Consider the following 22,464-nt stretch of genomic DNA (forward strand, 5'->3'; position numbering starts at 1 on the left):
GGAGGACCGATGGCACTTCCCCTGCCGCACCAGCGGCACCGGCTCGATCCCGTGCCGGAGCTCCACGGCCTGATGGACGAGGGGCCGCTGCACGAGTACGACACCCAGCCCGGAATGGGCGGCCGCAAGCAATGGCTGGTCACCGGGTACGACGAGGTCCGGGAGATCCTCGGCGATCCCGAGCGGTTCAGCTCCATGCGCCCGGCCGACGACGCGGCCGAACGGGCCGAGCTGCCGGGAATCCTGCAGGCGTACGACCCGCCGGACCACACCCGGTTGCGCAGGACCGTGGCCCCGGCCTACTCGGTCCGGCGGATGGAACGGCTGCGGCCGCGGGTCGAGGAAATCGTCGAGGAATGCCTGGACGATCTGGAGAACGTGGGGTCGCCGGTCGACTTCGTCAGGTACGCGGCCTGGCCCATCCCGGCGCTCATCGCCTGCGAGTTCCTCGACGTCCCCCGTGACGACCAGGCCGAGCTGTCGCGGATGATCCGGGAGAGCAGGGGAAGCAGGCTCCCCCGGCAGCGGACCTCTGCGGGGATGGGCGTCGTCGAGTACACGAAGAAGCTCGTGGCCCGCAAGCGCCGCGATCCCGGCGAGGGGCTGATCGGTGTCATCGTGCGCGAGCACGGGGCGGAGGTCGGCGACGAGGAACTGGCCGGGCTCGCCGAGGGCAACCTGGTCATGGCAGCTGAGCAGATGGCCTCCCAACTGGCGGTCGCGGTGCTCCTGTTCGTGACCCATCCCGACCAGGCGGCGCTGCTCCGCGAACGTCCCGAACTCGTGGACGGCGCGATCGAGGAGCTGCTGCGGCATGCTTCGATCATCGAGGCCCCGACCCCTCGGGTCGCGCTCACGGACGTGCGCGTCGCCGGACGCGACATCCGGGCCGGAGACGTCCTGACCTGCTCCACGATGGCGGTCAACCGTCCGCGGGGCGACCGCTTCGACATCACCCGTGAGAACCCGAAGCACCTGGCGTTCGGACACGGAATCCACCATTGTCTCGGGGCACCGCTGGCCAGGCTCCAGCTGCAGGTCGCCCTGCCGGCGGTGCTCCGCCGGTTCCCGTCGCTGCGGCTCGCCGTTCCCGAGGAGGACCTGCGGTTCAAGCCGGGCCGGCCCGAGCCCTTCGCCGTGGAGGAGCTTCCTCTTGAGTGGTGACGACAGGCCCCCGATACACACGCGTCGGCAGGGCTTCGACCCGGCCGACGAGCTGCGCGCCGCCGGAACGCTCACCAGGATCACGATCGGATCCGGAGCGGAGGCGACGACCACCTGGCTGGCCGCCGGGCACGCGGTCGTCCGGCAAGTCCTCGGCGATCACACCCGGTTCAGTACGCGCCGGCGTTTCGACCGGAACGACGAGATCGGCGGGAAGGGCGTCTTCCGGCCGCGTGAGCTGGTCGGCAACCTGATGGACTACGACCCGCCGGAGCACACCCGGCTCCGGCGTCTGCTGGCCCCGGGGTTCACCCAACGTCAGATCCGGCGGCTGGCCCCGTACATCGAACAGATCGTGACGGAACGCCTCGACGCGATGGAGCGGGAGGGGGCCCCCGCGGACCTGATCGGGATGTTCGCCGACCAGGTACCCGGCCCCGTGCTGTGCGAGCTGCTCGGGGTACCGCGGGACGACCGCGACAGGTTCCTCCAACTCTGCCACCGGCATCTCGACGCTTCGCTCAGCGATCGGAGGCGGGCGGCCGCCGGCGAGGCGTTCTCCCGCTACCTCGTGACCATGGTCGCCAGGGAACGGAAGGATCCCGGCGACGGGCTCGTCGGTACGGTCGCCGCCGAACACGGCGACTCGGTGACCGATGAGGAGCTGAGGGGCGTCTGCGTACAGATGATGCTGGCCGGAGACGACAACATCTCCGGCATGATCGGCCTGGGCGTGCTGGCGCTGCTGCGGAACCCCGAGCAGATCGCCGCGCTGCGGGGTGACACCCAGTCGGCGGACCGGGCGGTCGACGAGCTGATCCGGTACCTGACGGTCCCCTATGCTCCGACGCCCCGAACCGCCATCGAGGACACCGTCGTCGGCGACCAGGTGATCAGGGCAGGGGAGACGGTCCTCTGTTCTCTCCCGACGGCCAACCGCGACCCCGCCCTGCTGCCGGACCCGGATCGCCTCGACGTCACCCGGGAACCCGTCCCTCATGTCGCGTTCGGGCACGGTGTGCACCACTGCCTGGGAGCCGCGCTCGCCCGTCTCGAACTGCGCATCGCCTACACCGCGCTCTGGCGACGCTTTCCCGGGCTGCGGCTGGCGGATCCCGCCGGGGCGACCGCGTTCCGGCTGAGCACCCCTGCATACGGACTCAGCAGTCTGATGGTCGAGTGGTGACCGGATGGACGGCTTGAGCGGCGATCCATCGGGCTGGACAATCGCAAAGAACTCAATTGAGGGATGGTGGGAGATGTCGGTGGAAACGTTCGACGTGGTGGTTGCGGGTGGCGGGCCGGCGGGCTCGACCGTGGCCTCCCTGGTGGCAATGCAGGGCCACCGGGTGCTCCTGCTGGAGAAAGAGGTTTTCCCGCGGTACCAGATCGGTGAGTCGTTGCTTCCGTCCACCGTTCACGGAGTGTGCCGGATGCTCGGCGTCACCGAGGAACTCGCGGCGGCGAATTTCCCGGTGAAGCGCGGCGGTACTTTCCGGTGGGGGGCCAGGCCGGAACCGTGGACGTTCTCCTTCGCGGTGTCCCCGCGGATGACCGGGCCGACCTCGTTCGCCTATCAGGTGGAGCGGGCGCGCTTCGACGAGATATTGCTGAACAACGCCAAGCGCAAGGGTGTGACGGTCCGTGAGGGATGCTCGGTCACCGGAGTCGTGGAGGAGGACGACCGGGTCACCGGCCTGCGCTATCTCGACCCTGACGGCGGAGAGCACGAGGTCAGCGCGCGTTTCGTGATCGACGCGTCGGGCAACAAGAGCCGGCTGTTCTCCAGCGTCGGCGGCACTCGCGACTACTCGGAGTTCTTCCGGAGCCTGGCGCTGTTCGGCTACTTCGAGAACGGCAAACGGCTCCCGGAGCCCTATTCGGGAAACATCCTGAGCGTCGCCTTCGACAGCGGCTGGTTCTGGTACATTCCGCTGAGCGATACGCTCACCAGCGTCGGCGCGGTAGTCCGCAGGGAAATGGCCGAGAAGGTCCAGGGGGACCGGGAAGCGGCCTACGAGGCCCTGATCGCCGAATGTCCGCTGATCTCGGAATACCTGTCGGACGCGCGTCGGGTGACGACCGGGGACTACGGGGAACTGAGGGTGCGCAAGGACTACTCCTACCGCCAGACGACGTTCTGGCGCCCGGGAATGATCCTCGTGGGCGACGCCGCGTGTTTCGTCGACCCGGTATTCTCCTCCGGCGTTCACCTGGCGACCTACAGCGCCCTGCTCGCGGCCCGTTCGATCAACAGCGTTCTCGCGGGCGACCTGGACGAGAAGACCGCCCTGGACGAGTTCGAGGCCCGGTACCGCCGCGAATACGGGGTGTTCTACGAGTTCCTCGTGTCGTTCTACGAGATGAACGTGAACGAGGAGTCGTACTTCTGGCACGCCAAGAAGGTCACGAACAACAAGCACACGGAGCTGGAATCGTTCGTGGACCTGGTCGGCGGGGTGTCGTCCGGCGAGGCGGCGCTCGCGTCCAGGATCGCCGAGCACAGCGCCGAGTTCGCCGCGGCCGTCGACGACATGGCCGCCGGCGGTGACGGGGACATGGTGCCGATGTTCACGTCGCACGTGGTCAAGCAGGTGATGCAGGAGGGCGGCCAGGTCCAGATGCGAGCGGTGCTCGGTGAGGACGCCGCGCCCGAGGAGCCGGTGTTCCCGGGCGGGCTGGTGACCTCGCCCGACGGGATGAAGTGGATGCCCTACCGTGGATGAGGCCGCGCCGATCGTGCGACCGACGGCGAACTACATGAGGAGGACGCTCTACGATCCGCACGAGGACATGTTCGCCCTCAGGGCGCACGGCCCGCTGATCCGGATCGAGGGGAACGCGTCCGATCAGATGAGCACGGACTACGTCTGGCAAGCCATGGGCTACGACGTGGTGCGCGAGATCCTCGGTGATCACGAGAACTTCACGACGCGGCTCCGGCTGACCGAGGCACAACCGCTCAGCGGCGAAGGGGTGCCGGTCCCGCCGGAGCTGGCCGGACAGATCTCGATCTACGATCCGCCCGAACACACGCGGCTGCGGCGGATGTTGACGCCCGAGTTCACGGTCCGACGGATCCGCCGGCTCGAGCCCGCGATCGAGGGCATCATCGAGGAGCACCTCGACGCGATGGAGGCCGCGGGACCGCCCGCGGACCTCCAGGTGCTGTTCGCCGACCCGGTCGGCGGCGAGGCCCTGTGCGAGCTGCTCGGGGTCCCGCGCGACGATCGGAGCGAGTTCATCCGCCGCGTCAGGCAGAACGTCGACCTCAGCCGCGGGTACAAGGCCCGGGCGGCGGACAGCGCGGCGTTCAACCGGTACCTGAACGCTCTCATCACCCGGCAGCGGAAGGCGCCCGACGAGGGGTTCCTCGGCACGCTGGTGCGTGAGCACGGCGAGCGGATCAGCGACGAGGAGTTGAGGGGCGTCTGTACGGCGCTGATCCTCGGCGGCGTCGAGAGCGTCGCCGGGATGATCGGCTTCGGGGTCCTCGCGCTGCTCGACCATCCCGACCAGAGGCGGCTGCTCTTCGCCTCCCGCGAGGAGGCCGACCGCGTGGTGAACGAACTGCTGCGCTTCCTTTCGGCCGTGCAGCAGCCGACTCCGCGCATGGCCGTCAGGGACGTCGTCGTCGGCGGGCAGCTGATCAGGGCGGGGGAGTACGTCCTCTGCTCGATCCTCATGGCCAACCGGGACGAGGGGTTGACGCCGGATCCCCATCTCCTCGACGCGAACCGCGAACAGCTCCCGCACGTCGGATTCGGGCACGGCATCCATCACTGCGTGGGCGCCGCGGTGGCAAGGGCGGTGCTCCGCATCGCCTATCAGGCACTGTGGCGACGGTTCCCCGGACTGAGCCTGGCCGTGCCGGCCGAGGAAGTGGAGTTCCGCAACGCGTTCATAGACAGCCCGGACCGGTTGCCGGTCACCTGGTAGCGGACGCCACGACGGATCAGCGATCGATCGAGGGACGGTGGGAGATGTCGGCGGAAGCGTTCGACGTGGTGGTGGCGGGGGGTGGGCCGGCGGGTTCGACCGCGGCCTCCCTGGTGGCCATGCAGGGCCACCGGGTGCTCCTGGTGGAGAAAGAGGTGTTTCCGCGTTACCAGGTCGGTGAGTCCTTGCTCCCGTCCACCGTTCACGGGGTGTGCCGGATGCTCGGCGTCACGGACGAACTGGCGGAGACGGACTTTCCGGTGAAGCGGGGTGCGACGTTCCAGTGGGGCGCTCGGCCGGAGCCGTGGGCCTTCTCCTTCGAGGCGTCATCGCGACTGACCGGCTCGACGTCGTTCGCCTACCAGGCGGATCGGGCGCGGTTCGACGAGATCCTGCTGAACAACGCCAAGCGCAAGGGCGTGGTGGTTCGTGAAGGCTGCTCGGTCACCGGGGTGGTCGAGGAGGGCGACCGGGTCACCGGCCTGCGGTACCTCGACGCTGACGGCGGCGAGCACGAGGTCGGCGCGCGTTTCGTGATCGACGCGTCAGGCCATGCGAGCCCGCTGTCCTCCAGCGTCGGCGGCACTCGCGACCACGCGGAGTCCTTCCGCGGTCTGGTGCTGGCCGGCTACTTCGGGAACGGCTGCAAGCGGCTGCCGGAGCCGCGTTCGGGTGACACGCTGAGCGTGAGCTTCGACAAGGGCTGGTTCTGGTACGTCCCGCTGTTCGGCGGGCTCACCAGCGTGGGTGCGGTGGTGCGCGGGGAGATGGCCGTGAAGCTCCAGGACGACCGGGAGGAGGCGTTCAAGGCCCTGATCGCCGAATGCCCGACCATCTCGGATCTGCTCTCGGAGGGGATGCGGGTGACGGCCGGCAAGTACGGGAAGTTGCGAGTCCGCGAGGACTACGCCTACCACCGGACGACGTTCTGGCGTCCGGGGATGATCCTGGTGGGGGACGCCGCGTGTTCCGTCGACCCGCTGTTCTCCAGCGGCGTCCATCTCGCGACCTACAGCGCCCTGCTGGCCGCCCGTTCGATCAACACCGTCCTCGCGGGCGATCTGGACGAGGAGACCACCCTGACGGAGTTCGAGGCGCGGTACCGCCGCGAGTTCGGGGCGTTCTCCGAGCTCCTCGCGGCGTTCCACGCGGCGACCGGCGACGAGCACCCCGAACCGGAGTCGTTCGTGGATCTGGCCGCCGGAGTGTCGTCCGGCGAGGAGGCGCTCGCGGCACGGGGCGAGGGGGCGCCCGCGCCCGGGGGACCGGTGTTCCCGGGCGGGCTGGCGGTTTCGCCCGACGGAATGAAGTGGCTGCCCGGCGCAGCCCGGTAGCCGTTCGATCGTGAGGAGCACAAGTGACTGAGGAACGGCTCTTTCTCCGGTCCGACACCATCATCGAGCCATTGGTCGACCGGTTCTACGCCCAGCTGTACACGTTGGCTCCGGTGACCGGCGCCATGTACCTCACCTTCCGGCAGATCCCGATGCTGGAGTCCTACCTGCAGACCCCGGACTGGCACTTCTCGGGCAGCCGCGATCCGAAGTTCCGCGGCGGATTCTTCGTCGGCATCGAGGGGCAGCGGAAGGGCGAGGTCGAGGCGCTGCTGGCGGCGATCCGGCGCGACCGCGCGGACATCATCCGGTTCGCCCAGGCGATCGCGGAGGCCGAGGAGATCGTCCGGGAGGAGGCGACCGGCTACGACCTCAGGCCGCTCTACCCGAAGCTGCCCCCCGAACTGGCGGGCCTGGTGGAGGTCGCCTACGACACCGGCAACGTGGCCTCGCTGCACTTCCTGGAGCCGCTCGTCTACCAGAGCAAGGCCTACGCCGAGGACCGCCAGTCGGTTCAGCTCTCGGTGGAGTCGGGCATCGAGCGGCCGTTCGTGATGAGCACCCCACGGCTGCCCTCGCCCGACGTGCTGGAGCTGGCCATCCCCTTCCGGCACCCCGGCATCGAGGAGCTGTTCCGCTCCAGGATCCGGCCCACCACCTTGGCCGCGCTCCGCGAGGCGCTGGAACTCGGCGACGCGCAAGCCGCCCAACTGTCCCGCCTGCTGGTCGCGGAGCCAGGACTGGCCGCCGACCGCCACGTCGCGGCCGGCGCCAGGATCCGTTACCTGGGGCATGCCTGCCTCCTCCTGCAGACGCCCGAGGTGTCGATCCTCACGGACCCGTTCATCAGCGCCGACACCAGCGCGACCGGCCGGTACACCTATGACGACCTGCCCGACCACATCGACTACGTCCTCATCACGCACGGGCATTCCGACCACCTCGTGTCCGAGACCCTGCTCCAACTGCGCGGCCGGGTCGGCACGTTCGTCGTGCCGAGGAGCTCGCGCGGCAATCTGTGCGACCCATCGCCGGCGCTCTTCCTGAAATGCCTCGGGCTCCCCGTCATCGAGGTGGACGACTTCGACGAGGTGGCCTTCCCCGGCGGGAAGATCGTCGCCACTCCGTTCTTCGGGGAGCACGCCGATCTCGACATCCGCGCCAAGGCGACCTACTGGATCCGTCTCGGCGGGAAGTCCGTCTACGTGGGAGCGGACTCCTCCGGCCTCGATCCGGTCCTCTACCGCTACGTCCGCCGGCATCTCGGACCGGTCGACATCGCGTTCCTCGGCATGGAGTGCGACGGTGCGCCGATGAACTGGAAGTACCAGCCGCTGTTCACCAAGCCGATCCCGAAGAAGATGAGCGAGACCCGCAAACTGTCCGGCTCCAACGCGGAGCAGGCGAGCGCGATCGTCACCGAGCTGGGGGCCCAGGAGGTGTACATCTACGCCATGGGCGAGGAGAGTTGGCTCGGCCATGTGATGGCCACCAGCTACAACGAGGACTCCTACCAGCTTCAGCAGATCGCCGAGTTCGAGGAATGGTGCTCGCGCAAGGGAGTCAAGTCCGGTCATCTGCTCGACCGGGCCGAATGGCACTGGTCCTAGCCGAAAAGGCTATCCGCCGGCACATATCGTCCGCGTGTCGAAAACCGCATACGTGCCGGCAACGTCCGGTCGGCTTTTCTTGTGGCATGTCCCGAGGAGAGCAGACGATGACACAGGTGGACACGGCCGAGACCGGGCAGCGCGGCCCGGCGGCCGACGACGAAGGAACCCGGCCCGCGGGCGGCTCCCGGCCGGGCCGGTGGAAGCGCGGCCCGGTGCTCACGACGTGTGCGCTGCTGCTCGGCCTGCTTCTGCTGCTGCACGGGCAGCTCCCGGAGTGGGCCGGGCTGGGCAGTCTGGTGGAGACCTTTCTGCCGTGGTTCGGTCTGTTCGTCCCGGTGCTGCTCGCCGGGGCGCTGTGGCGCCGCTCCGCCTCCGCGGTCGTCGCGCTGCTGTTGCCGGTCACCGTGTGGCTGACCCTCTTCGGCGGGCTGCTCGGCGACAAGTCCCACCAGGGCGGCGATCTCACGGTGGTCAGCCACAACGTGAACGCCGACAACCGTGATCCGGCCGGCACCGCCCGTGACCTGGCCGCCTCCGGCGCCGACGTGCTGGCGCTCGAGGAGCTGACCGACCGGTCCACGGGCACGTACGAGACGGAGCTGGCGAAGGCGTACCCACACCACACCGTGCAGGGCACGGTCGGGCTGTGGAGCAAGCTTCCGCTGTCCGACACCCGGCCGGTCGACGTCCTGTGGGACACGGCCGGCCCGTCGGCCGGGAAGCCGCGGCCCGAGGACGTCCCGGTGGAGCCGACTCGTGCGCTGCGCACCACGGTGGCCACCGAGAAGGGGCCGCTGGCGGTGTACGTGGTGCACCTGGGTTCCGTGCGGGTGATGCCCAGGGGCGGTTTCTGGACGGACACGCGGGACGTCGGCGCGACGAAGCTCGCCGGGGCGGTCGCCGCCGATCGCAGTGCGCGGGTGCTGGTGCTCGGTGACTTCAACGGCTCCATGGACGACCGTGCGTTCGACGGCCTCACCTCGCAGCTGCGGTCGGCCCAGGACGTGGCCGGGGACGGGTTCGGCTTCAGCTGGCCGGCGGAGTTCCCGGTGGTGCGGATCGACCAGATCCTGGTCCGCGGTGTGGAACCGAAGAGCGCGTGGCTGTTGCCGGCCACGGGCAGCGATCACCGGCCGGTGGCGGCCGGAATCAGCTGGTAATGCCGTGAGTTGCCGGGTGGTGACATATCGTCAGCGTATCGAGAAACGCATACACCCAGGCAACACCCCGATAGATTGACTGGCGACATGTCCTACAACTCCTCCAGCGAACCACGTCGAACCGCAGCCGGGACAGCAGCAGCCGGGAAGCTGGTCGTCAGGCCGATCAGCGCCGCCGAGCACTTGGCGTTCGTGCGGGCCCAGCGGTCGGTCAGCTTCCTGCAGACCCCGGCGTGGGGCCGCGTCAAGACCGAGTGGCGCAGCGAGTCCCTCGGCTGGTTCGACGGTCGGGGCCTGGTCGGTGCCGGGCTCGTCCTGCACCGCCCGGTGCCGCGGCTCGACCGCTTCACGCTGGCGTACCTACCCGAGGGTCCGGTCATCGACTGGAGCGGTGAGATCGGTCCGTGGCTCGATCCGCTGGCCGCGTACCTCAAGGAGCACGGCGCGTTCGCGATCCGGCTCGGCCCGCCGGTGGAGACGGACAGCTGGAGCGCCGCCCAGGTCAAGGAGGGCATCGCCGACCCGGACATCCGCCGGCTGACCGATCTGCCGCGGCAGGGCGGCGACCCGGTCGGCGCCCGGGTGAGCAGCAGGCTGAAGGAGGCGGGCTGGCTGCCGCAGAACCCGCAGGACGGGTTCGGGGTCGGGCATCCGCAGTTCAAGTACGTGGTCCCGCTGGCAGGCAGGACCGAGGACGAGCTGTTCAGGGGCATGAACCAGCTGTGGCGCCGCAACATCAAGAAGGCGGCCAAGGAGGGCGTCGAGGTCACGGTCGGCGGCGGGGAGCCGGAAGACCTGAAGGCGTTCCACGACCTCTACGTCCACACCGCCGAGCGTGACCACTTCACGCCCCGTCCGCTGCGCTACTTCGAGACCATGTTCGCGGCGCTGCGCGCCGAGGACCCCGAGCGGATCGCGCTCTACCTGGCCCACCACCAGGGCGACTTGGTCGCCGCCACCGTCCTGGTCCGGGTCGGGGCCCACGCGGTGTACTCCTACGGCGCCTCCGCCACCGCGAAGCGCGAGGTGCGCGGCTCCAACGCCTGCCAGTGGGCGATGATCCGCGACGCGCTCGCGGCCGGCTGCGACGTCTACGACCTGCGCGGCATCACCCCCACCCTCGACGCCGACGACCCGCACGTCGGCCTGGTCCAGTTCAAAGTCGGCACCGGCGGCCGGGCGGTGAGGTACGTCGGCGAGTGGGACCTGCCGCTGCGACCGATGGTCTACCGGGTCTTCGACCTCTACATGAGGCGGCGCGGACGCTGAGCCGCACCGCCGACTACGCGAGCGCGGCGGCGACTTGGTCGAGGCGCACCCCGCGGGAAGCCTTGACCAGTACGACGTCACCGGCGGCGAGGCGGTCGCGCAGCCAGTCGACGGCCGCGTCGTTGTCGGCGAGGACCACTGACCGCTCTCCCGCACCGTCGGCGATCGGCCGGGCTCCCGCACCGACGGCGGCCACCACGTCGGCCCGGGCGGCGGCGTACGCCCCGACGGCGCGGTGCTCCTCCACGCTGTCGTCGCCGAGCTCGAGCATTTCGCCGAGTACGGCGATGCGGCGCCCGCCCTCGATGGCCGCCAGGGCGTCCAGGGCGGCGCGGGTCGAGTCGGGGTTGGCGTTGTAGGAGTCGTTGATCAGCGTCGCCCCGCAGGCGAGGCCGCGCGACTCCATCCGCCACGGCGACAGCGAGGCGGTGGTCAGCGCCGCCGTGGCCAGGTCGAGGGGAACCCCGGCCGCGAGTGCTGCCGCCGTGGCAGCCGAAGCGTTGAGGGCCTGGTGGGCGCCGATGAGTGGCAGCGTGACGTGAGCCGAGGCGGCGGCGGTCCGCAGCGTGCAGGACGGCCGGCCGTGCCGGTCGAGGGCCAGGTCGAGGGCCCGTACGTCGGCGTGGGCCGCCCGGCCGAAGGTCAGAACCGGACCGTCGGTGAGCGCGCGCATCGCGGCCACCCGGGGATCGTCGGCGTTGAGGATCGCGGTGCCGCCGGGCGCGAGCCCCTGCACCAGTTCGCCCTTGGTCCTGGCGATGGCGGCGCGCGACCCGAACTCGCCGAGGTGGGCCAGGCCGGCGTTGAGGACGACGGCGATGTCGGGTGCGACCAGGCCGGTGAGCTTGGCGATGTCGCCGACGTGGCGGGCCCCCATCTCCAGGACGAGGAACCGGGTGGCCGGTTCGGCGCGCAGCATGGTGAGCGGCACACCGAACTCGTTGTTGAACGAGCCGGCCGTGGCGACCGTCGGCCCGGCGCCCGAAAGCACCGCCCGCAGCAGGTCCTTGGTGCCGGTCTTGCCCTGCGAGCCGGTCACCCCGACGACGGTCAGTCCGTCGCGTAGCCGGGCCACGACATGGGCGGCGAGCAGCTGCAGCGCGCTCTGGACGTCCTCGACGACGACAGTGGGCAGCGCCGTGGGCCGGGAGCCGAGCACGACCACCGCACCGGCCCGCCCGGCCTGTTCCGCGTAGTCATGGCCGTCGGCGTGCCGGCCGGCGAAGGCGACGAAGAGGCCGCCCGGCTCGGCCTGTCGGCTGTCGAGCACGGCCGGCGCGGTCACGGTCACGGAGCTGTCGCCCTCGGCCCTTCCGCCGACGATCCCGGCGATCTCGGCGAGGCTGAGCGGGATCACGCCGGCTCCCCGGAGGCCGTGCCTGGTGTTGGGTAGGTCATGCCTCCAGTCAAGGGAGTCGGACGTATCACGGGCATATCGAAAACCACATACGCTCCGGATACGGCAGACCGCCTTGACTGGGGGCATGACCCACAGCGAAAGGACCCGTATCACCATCTACGGGTGCGGTCCGGACGAAGCCGTTCTGTTCCGCGAGCTGGCGCCCCGCTTCGGTGTGCAGCCGGCCATCACCGACGCACCGGTGTCCGAGGCCAACAGTGGACTGGCCTCCGGCAGCCGGTGCATCAGCGTCGGCCACAAGACTCCGGTCACCCGTGCCACGCTGCGTGCCCTCGGTGAAGCCGGCGTGGGCTACATCTCCACGCGGAGCATCGGGTACAACCACATCGACACGGCGTACGCGGACCGCATCGGCATCCTCGTCGAGAACGTCTCCTACTCGCCGGACAGCGTGGCCGACTACACGCTGATGCTCATGTTGATGGCGGTACGGGATGCGAAAGCCATCGTCCGTCGCACCGACACGCACGACTACCGACTGAGTGACGTGCGCGGGAGGGAGCTGCGCGACCTGACCGTCGGCGTGATCGGGACGGGCCGTATCGGCGCGGCGGTCCTGGAGCGACTGCGGGGTTTCGGTTGCCGCATGCTGGCCCATGACAACCGCTCAGTGGGTCGTCCCGGTGCCGCTGTCGAGCACGTCCCGCTCGACGAACTGCTGCGGCGCAGCGACCTGGTCACGCTGCACGTGCCGCTCACCGGGGCCACGCACCACCTGCTGGATCGGCAACGCCTGGCGCGGCTGAAGGACGGCGCGCTGATCGTCAACACCGGACGTGGTGGGCTCATCGACACCGAGGCCCTGGTGGAGGAGCTGGAGAACGGCAGGCTGGGCGGCGCGGCGCTGGACGTCGTCGAGGGCGAGGAAGGCGTCTTCTACGCCGACTGCCGGGACAAACCCATAGAAAGCAAGGCGCTGTTGCGGCTGCAGGAACTGCCGAACGCGCTCATCAGTCCGCACACCGCCTACTACACGGATCACGCCCTGCGCGACACCGTGGAGAACTCTCTCACCAACTGCCTGGCATTCGAAAGCAGGAGTCAGCATGGCTAGGTTGAAGGTCGGCATCATCTTCGGGGGCCGTTCCGAGGAGCACTTCGTCTCCGTCAAGTCCGCGCGAGAGGTGGCCCGGAACCTGGATCTCGAGAAGTACGAACCCTTCTACGTCGGGATCACGAAGAGCGGTGCCTGGAAGCTCTGCGACGGGCCCGACGGGGAGTGGGAGAACGGCGACTGCCGCCCCGTCGTGCTGTCGCCGGGCAGCGACGTGCACGGACTGCTCACTCTGGAGCAGGGGTGCTACGAAACGATCCGTCTGGACGTCGTGCTGCCCGTGCTGCACGGCAGGCTCGGCGAGGACGGCGCGATGCAGGGTCTGCTGGAACTCGCCGGCATCCCCTACATCGGCTGCGACGTCCAGAGTTCCGCTCTGTGCATGGACAAATCCCTTGCCTATGTCGTCGCCAGGAGCGCCGGGATCGCGACGCCGGACTTCTGGACCGTCACGGCGGACGAGACCATCGATCCCGCCCGGCTCAGCTATCCGGTCTTCGTGAAGCCGGCCCGATCGGGATCCTCCTTCGGCGTCACCAAGGTGTCCCGGGAAGAGGAACTTCCGAGTGCGGTGGAAACGGCACGGCAGTACGACTCGAAGGTGCTGATCGAAGAGGCCGTCGTCGGCAGCGAGATCGGCTGCGCCGTCCTCGGGAACGGGTCGGACCTCGTCGTGGGCGAAGTGGACCGGATCGCGCTCTCGCACGGATTCTTCAGGATCCATCAGGAAGACTCCCCCGAGACCGGTTCCGAGAACTCCGTGGCGGTCGTTCCCGCCGACATCCCCGAGGAGTCACGGCTGCTCGTCCAGGAGGCGGCCAAGGCCGTGTACCGCGCCTTGGGGTGCAGCGGTCTCGCGCGGGTGGACATGTTCCTCAAGGAGGACGGACGAGCAGTCCTCAACGAGGTCAACACCTTCCCCGGAATGACCTCGTACAGCCGTTATCCGAGGATGATGGCGGCCGCGGGCATTCCGCTCTCCGAGGTCATCGACCGGGCCGTCTCCCTCGCCTTGACGGGGAAGATCCGATGAAGTCGATGATGGACGGCTTCGTCTTCGTGGACGAGGTGGTGTCCGGAATACGCTGGGATGCCAAGTACGCCACGTGGGACAACTTCACCGGCAAACCGGTGGACGGATACCTGGCCAATCGAGTCGTCGGCACGAGGGCTCTGTGCACGGCCCTGGAGCGGGCGCAGGAGCTGGCCGCGTCACGGGGGTTCGGCCTGCTGCTCTGGGACGGCTACCGCCCGCAGCGCGCAGTCGACTGCTTCCTGCTCTGGTCGCAGCAGCCGGAGGACGGCAGGACGAAGTCGCGGCACTATCCCAACATCGCCAGGGCCGAGATGTTCGAGAAGGGATACGTGGCCGCCAGGTCGGGCCACAGCCGGGGCAGCACCGTCGACCTCACGCTCTATGAGCTGGCCACGGGTGAACTCGTCCCCATGGGCGGCGACCACGACCTGATGGACCCCGTCTCGCACCACGGCGCACGAGGGATCACGTCCGTCGAAGCGCGGAACCGTCAGCACCTGCGGTCCGTCATGGAGACCTGCGGTTTCAGCGCGTACGAATGCGAGTGGTGGCATTACACGCTCGACGACGAGCCCTATCCGGACACCTATTTCGATTTCCCCATCGCGTAGTACTCCAGCTGTAGACCGTGATCTTCACGGCTCCCGGTCCACCGCCCACGTGCCCCTGCGGCCACCGTCTCATCGTTGCTCCACACGAGTCACGATGATCAACGGTGGCCGCACCCGTCTCCGCGCCGGCCCCGAGTGGAAAGATCACGATCTATGGCTGGGGTACCAGGCCTTCGCCGGTAGGCGAGTGCCTCGATTGGTGCAATGGTGTTACGATCGGCGTCCCGGGGAGCAGAATGGCCTTTGCCAGGGGCAAGATCCTCTAGTTCAGCGCGATGCCATTGCAACGAGATTCACGAATGTCGGCGGCGAGGCGGCGTTCTGCCTGGCCCCGGTTTCCACGTAGATTCGGGTGACTGGTTCTCGAATGCCTGTCGATCTTCCATGTCCAGGCCCTGACCTGGCAGAACCGGGATTCCACTGGAGGTCCGTGTTACAGAACGGAACGCAAGCCAGATCCAACGGGGGATCTTCTGAGTGCCTTTCACAGAGCCGTGTACAGGAAATCAGATCATGAGGGAGATGGCGTTGGAGCGCGAGCAGGAGCAGATCGATCAGCAGACGGTCGTCGAAGTGGAGATCAGCTTACTGTCAACAGTCGATTCGCCGCGGACCTCGGGGGAGGACCCTGACCACGTGGAGGCGCTCTCCGCGGTGCAGTCTCCGCTTCCGCCCATCCTCGTGCACCGTCCGACGATGCGCGTCATCGATGGCCTCCATCGTGTGAGGGCGGCTGAACTGCGCGGGCAGGACAGGGTCCCCGTCAGCTTCTTCGAGGGCAACGAGGCCGACGCGTTCGTGCTGGCGGTCGAGTCCAACACCAAGCACGGCCTCCCCTTGTCGAAGGCCGACCGCAAACGGGCGGCCGCGCGGATCATCACCTCGCATCCACAGTGGTCGGACCGGATGATCGCGTCGGTCACCGGCATCGCACCCGGCACGGTGGCCGACATGCGCAGGGGGCTTCCGGGTGGGTCCGCCGCCGAGGAGAGCAGGATCGGCCAGGACGGCCGGGTCCGCCCGATCAACGCCGCCGCAGGACGCAGGATCGCCGGAGAACTCATCACCGAGAACCCAGGCCTGTCGTTACGTCAGATCGCCAGAATGGCGGGCATATCCCCCGAGACGGCCCGCGATGTGAGGAGCCGGCTCCGCCGGGGAGAGGATCCGCTGCCCAGTCGGCAGGGCAGGGGGCCGGAACCCGCGAACCTGGAGGTGAGGGACTCGGCGCCACCGCGCGGTATCGGCGTCGCGGCGGTGCCCGGCAGGCCGTCGGCGCAGGATCCCAGCGTCGTCGTGCAACGGCTCAAAGCGGATCCGGCGCTGCGGCTGAGCGAGACCGGACGCACCCTGCTGCGGCTGCTCAACCTCCAGGCGATCAACGCGAAGGAGTGGCAGCGGATCATCGACAACGTGCCGCCCCACTGCAGCGGCATCGTGGCCTACCTGGCCGACGAGTACGCGGGGATGTGGTCGGAGCTGGCCCTTCGGCTGGGGCGCAGGGGGGCCGAATCCGCGTAGTCGGCCGTCGCCGCGTCCAAGCGTCGAAAACGGTCAGTTGGTCGCGGACGCGAGCCGGTGACGTCGCCGAAGTCCCCCCCCCGCGCGGTGGAGGGACTTCGGCGACTTTCGCTTGTCAGTCGGAGACGAAGGCACGGAGCCGGCAGTGGGCCGGAGCGCCCGAGACCTCATCGCCGTAGCCCACGCTGCCCCGTCCTCTCCAGCTCCACGGCCTCGTAGAGCGCCTTGATGTTCGCGCTGCCGAAGGTTTCGGCGCCCTGGCGCTCGATGACCTCGAAGAACAGCGTGTGCCGCAGGTGGGTCGACGCCGTGAATATCTGGAAGAGCCGGCCGCCGTGGTCCTCGTCGGCGAGCACGTTCGTCGCCCGGAGGTCGTCCAACCTGGACCCGCTCAGGTCGATCCGCTCGCCCAGTAGGTCGTAGTAGGCCGGGGGAGTGGTGAGGAAGCTGACGCCCCGGTCGGTCAGGGCCCGCACCGAACGGACCGCGTCCGGCGAGGAGAAGGCCAGGTGCTGGACGCCGGACCCCTGGTGGGCCTTGAGGAACTCGTCGATCTGTCCCGGGTCCGCCGAAGGGTCGGGCTGGATGAGCGTCAGGGTGACCGAGCCCGACGGGCTCTGCACCACCTTCGACTCCATGGCCTGCCTGCCGACGACGATGTGCTCCTCGAAGACGCACCGGAACCCGAGGGCCGCCAGGTAGTAGTCGACCGTGGGGTCGAGATCGCCGGTGTTCAGACACACCGCGATGTGATCGACGTCGAGCAGGCCCACGACGCCGGTCGGGTCGTCGCCGGTCCGCGGCGTCGGGGAGAAGCCGGCGGGCAGCCCCGGTCCCTCCCCGGGAGCGCGCTGGACGAGTGTGTGGACGACGTCCCCGAAGCCGTGGAGGGCAGCCGTCACGGTCGGGCCGTCGACCGGGTGCGGGGTCGGCGGGCGGTGGATGCGGGCGCCGTTCGCGACCGCCGCGTCGAAGGCCGCGGTCACGTCCGCGGTGCGCAGGGCGATGTCGGCGACACCGTCTCCGTGGGAGGTGACGTAGGTCGAGGCCACGTGCTCGTCCGACGTCGCCTGGGTGAGTACCAGGGTGATCCGTCCGTGGCGCAGCGCGACGCTTCGGTGATCGGCGAAGTCGCCGGAGCCGACCACCGTGAAGGCGTATTCGTCGACCCAGGTGCGGGCAGCCGTCTCCAGCTGTTCCACGTACATCTCCACGTAGTCGACGGAGAGATCCGCCAGCGGATCCGTCACCTTTGCTGATTTGCTCATGACTGCCCCCAGGTCAGGAGAAGAAGGGCCGGATTCTTTGAACTGTATTGGACGGCCCCGTGGGAAAAAAGCAGACGACCGCTCGACGGATGGACTCCCGGTTGGACGGCGGTTGTCAGAACGCCTGCCCGTGTGTGAACCTGAGTCGGTGAATCCCAACACTCATTGACGTATTTCGCGTGGGGGGAACTCGGTGACATTGCGGAAGGCGGACCTGCGCGGCAGCGTCTCCGGTCCGGTCCTGGACACGATGTACTTCCTCAACGAGGTCGCGCTCCGCTATCCCGACGCGTTTTCCTTCGCGCCCGGCCGTCCTTATGGCGGATTCTTCGACAGTGAGCAGATCTTCTCCCGCATCCGCCGGTACCTGGAGCACCTCGCCGAGCACGAGGAACTCGCCCGAGACTGAATACCCGGCTCCCGCGCCCCGAGGAGAGTTCGTGTCAGAACAGATATCCCGGCTGCTCCTGGCACTGCCGGTTGTGATCCTCGCCTGTCGTGTCGGCGCCGCGTTGCTCCGCCGGCTGGGGCAGCCTCCCGTCGTGGGCGAGATCGTGACGGGCATCCTGCTCGGTCCCTCTCTGCTCGGCCGGCTGTGGCCTCAGGCGCAGTCGTACCTCTTCGCTCCGGGGGTCACGGACCACATCGAGGTTCTGGGGCAACTGGGGCTGTTCGTCTTCATGTTCCTGATCGGGCTCGAACTCGACCTCGGCCACTTGCGGGGCAATGGCCGCGCTGCGGCGGTCATCAGCCAAGTCAGCATCCTGCTGCCGCTGTTGCTCGGTGGCCTGCTCGCCCTGGGCATGTTCGACTCGTTCGCTCCACGGGGGACCGATCGAGTCGCCTTCGTGTTGTTCGTCGCCGTCGCCATGAGCATCACCGCGTTCCCGGTGCTCGCCCGGATCCTCACCGATCAGGGGCTCTACCACACACCCATCGGCAGCCTGGCAATGGCGTGCGCCGCCGCGAGCGACATCATCGCGTGGTGCCTGCTCGCGGTCGTGGTGGCCTTCGTGAAGGGGGGCGCTCCGCTCGAGTCGTTGACGACCGTGGCGATGGTGGCGGCGTACTTCGCGGTGATGATGCGGGTGGTGCGCCCGCTGCTCGTCCGGCTGAGCCGCTGGAAGCAGGCCACGTCGGGAGGCGAAGGGCAGGAGGGAACCGTGTTGGCGCTGCTGTTCTGCGGCACGTGCCTCTCCGCGCTGCTGACCGATGCCATCGGAGTGCACGCCCTCTTCGGCGCCTTCTTGTTCGGTGTGGTGACACCGAGGCGTTCCGCCGTCGTCGAGCGGGCCGCGGCCCGTCTGCGATCAGTGGCGGTACCAGTGCTGCTGCCGCTGTTCTTCGTGACGACAGGACTGCGTACCGACATCGGAATGCTCGCCGCCGACCCGGTGCAATGGCTGTGGCTCGGCGCCGTCCTCGCGGTGGCGCTGGTCGGAAAATGGGGCGGCGGTGGCGTTTCGGCGAGGCTGAGCGGACGGCCGTGGCGCGAGGCACTGTCGCTGGGCGCGCTGATGAACTGTCGAGGTCTGACCGAACTCATAGTCCTCAACATCGGATTGGACCTCGGGGTGATGAACGAGACGCTGTTCACGATACTGGTCCTGATGGCCCTGATCACCACGGCAGTGACGTCGCCCGTGGTCAGGGCACTCGGGTCCAGCCGCCAGCTCGCGCCGGCGGTGGCCCGATGACTCGGCCCGGGCCGCAGCCGGGTGCTCTGCACACCGCGGACCTGCACGCGAGTCTCGGCGACCCGGTGCTGGACACCATGAACTTCCTCAACGAGGTCACCCACCGCTACCCGGAGGCGGTCTCCTTCGCGCCCGGTCGCCCCTACGACGGGTTCTTCGAGACGGAGCAGATCTTCGATCACCTCCATCGCTACCTGGACCATCTGGAGGCCAACGGGGCCTCGCCGGGGCAGATCCGCTCGTCACTGTTCCAGTACGGGCCGACCAGCGGACAGATCCGGGAGCTGATCGCGGACTCCTTGCGCAAGGACGAGGGCATCGACGTCCCGGCGGAGTCCGTGGTGGTCACGGTGGGGTGCCAGGAGGCCATGTTCCTCGCGGTGCGGGCGCTGATCCGGGGCCCCGAGGACGTCCTGCTGGTGTCCAGCCCGTGTTATGTGGGGATCACGGGCGTGGCGGCCCTGCTGGACGTCGATCTCACCCCCGTCGAGGAGGGCGACAAGGGGTTCCGCTGTGAGGACCTGGAGGCGGCCGTCCTCGCCGAGCGGGCGCGCGGTCGTCGGCCGCGGGCGTTCTACGTGACCCCGGACCACTCGAACCCCTCCGGCAGCACCATCCCGTTGGAGACCCGGCACGAACTGCTCGAACTGGCGGACCGGTACGACCTCCTGATCCTGGAGGACAGCCCGTACCGGCTGGTCAGCCCGGGGCGGCAGCTGCCCACCCTGAAGTCCCTCGACCGGGCGCGGCGGGTCGTCCACCTCGGCTCCCTCTCCAAGACGCTGTTCCCCGGTGCCCGGGTGGGATACGCCGTCGCGGACCAGCCGGTGGTGGACGACACCGGGCGGACGGGACTGCTGGCGGCCGAACTCACCAGGATCAAGAGCATGGTGACGGTCAACACCCCGTCCCTCAGCCAGGCCGTCGTCGCCGGCATGCTGCTCTCCGCCGGTGGGCGGGCCGCCGATCTGAACGTCGAGACCGCCGCGTACTACGGCGACGCGATGCGCACCACGCTGGCCCGGCTCGCCGAGGCGTTCCCCGAGGAGGAACGGGTGGCGCTGGGTGTGCGCTGGAACGAGCCGAGCGGCGGGTTCTTCCTGTCACTGACCGTTCCGTTCCACGCCGACAACGCGGCGCTGGAGCGCTCGGCGGAGCAGTTCGGGGTGATCTGGACGCCGATGTCCTACTTCTACCCGCGTGGCGGTGGGGAGCGGGTCATCCGGCTGTCCGTCAGCTACCTGACCCACGCGGAGATCGCCGATGGTGTCGAGCGGCTGGCGTGCTTCATCAAGGACCAGGCGGCGAGGCCCTGAGGCCGCCGCCCCGGCCCTGCCACCGACCGGGGCAGGGCGACACCGGGCCCGCGGCGAACCGTCGCGGGCCCTTCACGTAGGGAAGGGGTTCAGCACGTGTTGGCAGTAGTACGACTCGTTCGCAGCAAGACCCGGATGTGGGGATGGACCTTCCGATGACCACGAGCCCGAGCCTTCCGGCCCCCGGCACCGGCCTCCTGGACCCGGCCTGCCCCGATGCCAAGAACGGTGCGGGCGTCGCCCGCATCACGGGTGTCGGCACGGCGACCACCGAGACCTCCTACACGCAGCGCGAGCTGCTCGACATCTTCCGGATCACCGAGCCCAAGGTCCGCTCGGTCTTCCTCAACAGCGCCATCGAACGCCGCTTCCTCTCCCTCCCGCCCCGGGACGCCGACGGCGCCGTCCTCCCGGAGGCGCAGGGGGAACTGCTCGACAAGCACAAGCGGCTCGCCCTGGAGATGGGCGCCCGGGCGGTGCGAGCCTGCCTCGGCGACGCGGGCATCGAGCTGTCCGACATCGACTACCTCTGCTGCACGACCACCACGGGATTCCTCACTCCCGGGCTGAGTGCCCTGCTGATCCGCGAGATGGGGATCCTCCCCAGGACCAGCCGGGTGGACGTGGTCGGCATGGGCTGCAACGCCGGCCTCAACGCCCTCAACGCAACCGCGAGTTGGGCCCACGCAAACCCCGGCAAGGTCGCCGTCCTGCTCTGCGCGGAGGCCTGCTCCGCCGCGTACGTGATCGACGGCACCATGCGCACCGCCGTGGTCAACAGCCTCTTCGGTGACGGCGCGGCCGCAATCGCCCTGGTCGCCGACGGCCCGGACACGGCCTACGCGCCGGCCGACGTCCCGCCGGCACCCGGCAGCCCCCGCATCCTGGGCTTCGCGAGCCACCTGATCACCGAGGCGATCGGCGCGATGCGCTACGACTGGGACGACGCCCAGGGGAAGTTCAGCTTCTACCTCGACCCGCACGTGCCCTACGTGGTGGGCGCCAACGCGGAACAGGTCGTCGACCGCCTGCTCGGGAACGCCGGGCTGCGCCGCAGCGACATCAGCCACTGGCTGGTGCACTCCGGTGGCAAGAAGGTGATCGACGCCGTCCGGGTCAACCTCGGGCTCACCCGCCACGACGTGCGGCACACCACCGGCGTTCTGCGCGACTACGGCAACCTGTCGAGCGGCTCCTTCCTGTTCTCCTACGAGCGATTGCTGCGGGAGGGGGTCACCCGGGCCGGCGACTACGGCGTCCTGATGACCATGGGACCCGGTTCGACGATCGAGACCGCACTGGTGCAATGGTGAGGGGGAATCCGATGGAGAACAGGGGCACGGCCACCTCGCCGGAGCGGGCCGACCGGACGGACCCGGACGTCCTGCTGCTGCGGATCGACGGTCGCCGGCCCATCTCGGCCGAGGTGGTCTCCACGGTGAACGGCGTCTGCGACGCCGCCGAGGACAGCACCGGAAGGGCTCGGGTGGTGGTCGAGGTGTCGGGCAGCCCCGAGGGGCGGTGGCCCGAGGGCCTGACGGTCGCGACCGTGAGCAAGTGGGAACGCGCTCTGCGCCGCCTCGAACGACTCCCCGCTCCGACCGTCGCCGTCGCCCACGGCGACTGCGGCGGGATCGCCCTGGACACCCTGCTGGCCACCGACTACCGCATCGCGACCGGCGCCGTGCGCCTCGTGGTGCCGGTCGACGCCGGGGCCACCTGGCCGGGGATGGCCGTCTACCGGCTCGCCCAGCGCGGCGCCGGCGCCTCCGCCATCCGCCGGGCAGTGCTCTTCGGCACGCCCGTCGAGCTCGCCGAGGCGCTCGAACTCCAGCTGCTCGACGAGGTGTCGGCCGACCCGGTGAGCGCCCACGCCCTGGCCGCCACCCGCGCCGGCGCCGTCTCCGGGACCGAACTGGCCATCCGGCGCCAGCTGCTGGACGACGCCGTCACGACCGGCTTCGACGAGGCGCTCGGCGTCCACCTCGCAGCATGCGACCGCGCGCTGCGCCGAGCAGCCGTCGGGGCCGCGTCGTGACCGGCGACAAGGCCGGGGCGGGCG

19 protein-coding genes are annotated in these 22,464 nt (G+C 69.2%); 17 read left to right on the forward strand and 2 right to left on the reverse strand.

Annotation, left to right across the window (positions count from 1 at the left end):
• Positions 1 to 9: 9 nt before the first annotated feature.
• From O1G21_RS34340 to O1G21_RS34375, 8 genes are all read left to right on the forward strand, one after another.
• Positions 10 to 1,164, forward strand: a complete 1,155-nt coding sequence (locus O1G21_RS34340; RefSeq protein WP_270149234.1) for a cytochrome P450 — start codon at positions 10 to 12, stop codon at positions 1,162 to 1,164.
• Positions 1,154 to 2,350, forward strand: a complete 1,197-nt coding sequence (locus O1G21_RS34345) for a cytochrome P450 (RefSeq protein WP_270149236.1) — start codon at positions 1,154 to 1,156, stop codon at positions 2,348 to 2,350. Before O1G21_RS34340 ends, O1G21_RS34345 begins: the two co-directional genes overlap by 11 nt.
• 73 nt (positions 2,351 to 2,423) lie before the next feature.
• The gene (locus tag O1G21_RS34350; protein ID WP_270151410.1) at positions 2,424 to 3,890 is read left to right on the forward strand and encodes a tryptophan halogenase family protein; all 1,467 of its coding nucleotides are present in this window, start codon (positions 2,424 to 2,426) and stop codon (positions 3,888 to 3,890) included.
• 34 nt (positions 3,891 to 3,924) lie between these two features.
• On the forward strand, positions 3,925 to 5,103 hold the full coding sequence (locus tag O1G21_RS34355) for a cytochrome P450 (protein ID WP_270149238.1): 1,179 nt from the start codon (positions 3,925 to 3,927) through the stop codon (positions 5,101 to 5,103).
• Between the two features lie 44 nt (positions 5,104 to 5,147).
• A complete protein-coding gene (locus O1G21_RS34360; RefSeq protein ID WP_270149240.1) occupies positions 5,148 to 6,437 on the forward strand; it encodes an FAD-dependent oxidoreductase in 1,290 nt (429 codons plus the stop codon).
• 23 nt (positions 6,438 to 6,460) lie between these two features.
• Positions 6,461 to 8,047: an MBL fold metallo-hydrolase gene (locus O1G21_RS34365; RefSeq protein WP_270149241.1), complete on the forward strand. Its 1,587-nt coding sequence runs from the start codon at positions 6,461 to 6,463 to the stop codon at positions 8,045 to 8,047.
• 107 nt (positions 8,048 to 8,154) lie between these two features.
• On the forward strand, positions 8,155 to 9,210 hold the full coding sequence (locus O1G21_RS34370; protein ID WP_270149242.1) for an endonuclease/exonuclease/phosphatase family protein: 1,056 nt from the start codon (positions 8,155 to 8,157) through the stop codon (positions 9,208 to 9,210).
• Between the two features lie 87 nt (positions 9,211 to 9,297).
• Positions 9,298 to 10,479 carry a lipid II:glycine glycyltransferase FemX gene (locus O1G21_RS34375; protein ID WP_270149243.1) on the forward strand — a complete coding sequence of 394 codons (1,182 nt, stop codon included), beginning with the start codon at positions 9,298 to 9,300 and terminating at the stop codon, positions 10,477 to 10,479.
• Between the two features lie 13 nt (positions 10,480 to 10,492).
• On the opposite strand, the gene O1G21_RS34380 is transcribed toward O1G21_RS34375, so the two are convergent.
• Positions 10,493 to 11,836 (reverse strand): UDP-N-acetylmuramoyl-tripeptide--D-alanyl-D-alanine ligase, encoded by a 1,344-nt coding sequence (locus tag O1G21_RS34380; protein ID WP_270149244.1) that lies wholly within the window; start codon positions 11,834 to 11,836, stop codon positions 10,493 to 10,495.
• A gap of 127 nt (positions 11,837 to 11,963) precedes the next feature.
• Between O1G21_RS34380 and O1G21_RS34385 the strand changes: the two genes are divergently transcribed.
• The 4 genes from O1G21_RS34385 (at position 11,964) to O1G21_RS34400 (ending at position 16,121) form a co-directional block, all read left to right on the forward strand.
• A complete protein-coding gene (locus O1G21_RS34385; protein WP_270149245.1) occupies positions 11,964 to 12,953 on the forward strand; it encodes a D-isomer specific 2-hydroxyacid dehydrogenase family protein in 990 nt (329 codons plus the stop codon).
• The gene (gene vanA-Sc, locus O1G21_RS34390; protein ID WP_270149247.1) at positions 12,946 to 13,986 is read left to right on the forward strand and encodes a D-alanine--(R)-lactate ligase VanA-Sc; all 1,041 of its coding nucleotides are present in this window, start codon (positions 12,946 to 12,948) and stop codon (positions 13,984 to 13,986) included. The genes O1G21_RS34385 and vanA-Sc overlap by 8 nt, the downstream gene beginning before the upstream one ends.
• Before the next feature lie 5 nt (positions 13,987 to 13,991).
• Positions 13,992 to 14,600 (forward strand): D-Ala-D-Ala dipeptidase VanX, encoded by a 609-nt coding sequence (vanX, locus tag O1G21_RS34395; protein WP_270151411.1) that lies wholly within the window; start codon positions 13,992 to 13,994, stop codon positions 14,598 to 14,600.
• 522 nt (positions 14,601 to 15,122) lie between these two features.
• The gene (locus tag O1G21_RS34400; protein ID WP_270149249.1) at positions 15,123 to 16,121 is read left to right on the forward strand and encodes a ParB N-terminal domain-containing protein; all 999 of its coding nucleotides are present in this window, start codon (positions 15,123 to 15,125) and stop codon (positions 16,119 to 16,121) included.
• Between the two features lie 167 nt (positions 16,122 to 16,288).
• On the opposite strand, the gene hppD is transcribed toward O1G21_RS34400, so the two are convergent.
• Positions 16,289 to 17,389 carry a 4-hydroxyphenylpyruvate dioxygenase gene (gene hppD, locus O1G21_RS34405; protein WP_270149250.1) on the reverse strand — a complete coding sequence of 367 codons (1,101 nt, stop codon included), beginning with the start codon at positions 17,387 to 17,389 and terminating at the stop codon, positions 16,289 to 16,291.
• Positions 17,390 to 17,582: 193 nt separating this feature from the next.
• Here hppD and O1G21_RS34410 point away from each other — a divergent pair, with 193 nt between their 5' ends.
• From O1G21_RS34410 to dpgB, 5 genes are all read left to right on the forward strand, one after another.
• Entirely contained in the window at positions 17,583 to 17,798 is a 216-nt protein-coding gene (locus tag O1G21_RS34410; RefSeq protein ID WP_270149253.1) for a hypothetical protein, read from the forward strand.
• Positions 17,799 to 17,829: 31 nt separating this feature from the next.
• The gene (locus tag O1G21_RS34415) at positions 17,830 to 19,086 is read left to right on the forward strand and encodes a cation:proton antiporter (RefSeq protein WP_270149255.1); all 1,257 of its coding nucleotides are present in this window, start codon (positions 17,830 to 17,832) and stop codon (positions 19,084 to 19,086) included.
• Positions 19,083 to 20,402 carry an aminotransferase-like domain-containing protein gene (locus O1G21_RS34420; protein ID WP_270149257.1) on the forward strand — a complete coding sequence of 440 codons (1,320 nt, stop codon included), beginning with the start codon at positions 19,083 to 19,085 and terminating at the stop codon, positions 20,400 to 20,402. Before O1G21_RS34415 ends, O1G21_RS34420 begins: the two co-directional genes overlap by 4 nt.
• A gap of 155 nt (positions 20,403 to 20,557) precedes the next feature.
• Entirely contained in the window at positions 20,558 to 21,715 is a 1,158-nt protein-coding gene (dpgA, locus tag O1G21_RS34425) for a 3,5-dihydroxyphenylacetyl-CoA synthase DpgA (protein ID WP_270149259.1), read from the forward strand.
• A gap of 11 nt (positions 21,716 to 21,726) precedes the next feature.
• Positions 21,727 to 22,440: an enoyl-CoA-hydratase DpgB gene (dpgB, locus tag O1G21_RS34430; protein WP_270149260.1), complete on the forward strand. Its 714-nt coding sequence runs from the start codon at positions 21,727 to 21,729 to the stop codon at positions 22,438 to 22,440.
• The last annotated feature ends 24 nt before the right edge of the window (positions 22,441 to 22,464 follow it).

It is taken from the genome of Kitasatospora cathayae (assembly GCF_027627435.1).
In the GTDB taxonomy this organism is placed as follows: Bacteria; Actinomycetota; Actinomycetes; order Streptomycetales; family Streptomycetaceae; genus Kitasatospora; species Kitasatospora cathayae.

Coding starts and splice junctions, on each gene's coding strand:
- O1G21_RS34340 (WP_270149234.1), top strand. CDS start 10: ATGGCACTTCCCCTGCCGCACCAGCGGCACCGGCTCGATCCCGTGCCG.
- O1G21_RS34350 (WP_270151410.1), top strand. CDS start 2,424: ATGTCGGTGGAAACGTTCGACGTGGTGGTTGCGGGTGGCGGGCCGGCG.
- O1G21_RS34355 (WP_270149238.1), top strand. CDS start 3,925: ATGAGGAGGACGCTCTACGATCCGCACGAGGACATGTTCGCCCTCAGG.
- O1G21_RS34360 (WP_270149240.1), top strand. CDS start 5,148: ATGTCGGCGGAAGCGTTCGACGTGGTGGTGGCGGGGGGTGGGCCGGCG.
- O1G21_RS34370 (WP_270149242.1), top strand. CDS start 8,155: ATGACACAGGTGGACACGGCCGAGACCGGGCAGCGCGGCCCGGCGGCC.
- O1G21_RS34375 (WP_270149243.1), top strand. CDS start 9,298: ATGTCCTACAACTCCTCCAGCGAACCACGTCGAACCGCAGCCGGGACA.
- O1G21_RS34385 (WP_270149245.1), top strand. CDS start 11,964: ATGACCCACAGCGAAAGGACCCGTATCACCATCTACGGGTGCGGTCCG.
- vanA-Sc (WP_270149247.1), top strand. CDS start 12,946: ATGGCTAGGTTGAAGGTCGGCATCATCTTCGGGGGCCGTTCCGAGGAG.
- vanX (WP_270151411.1), top strand. CDS start 13,992: ATGATGGACGGCTTCGTCTTCGTGGACGAGGTGGTGTCCGGAATACGC.
- O1G21_RS34400 (WP_270149249.1), top strand. CDS start 15,123: ATGGCGTTGGAGCGCGAGCAGGAGCAGATCGATCAGCAGACGGTCGTC.
- hppD (WP_270149250.1), bottom strand. CDS start 17,389: ATGAGCAAATCAGCAAAGGTGACGGATCCGCTGGCGGATCTCTCCGTC.
- O1G21_RS34420 (WP_270149257.1), top strand. CDS start 19,083: ATGACTCGGCCCGGGCCGCAGCCGGGTGCTCTGCACACCGCGGACCTG.
- dpgA (WP_270149259.1), top strand. CDS start 20,558: ATGACCACGAGCCCGAGCCTTCCGGCCCCCGGCACCGGCCTCCTGGAC.
- dpgB (WP_270149260.1), top strand. CDS start 21,727: ATGGAGAACAGGGGCACGGCCACCTCGCCGGAGCGGGCCGACCGGACG.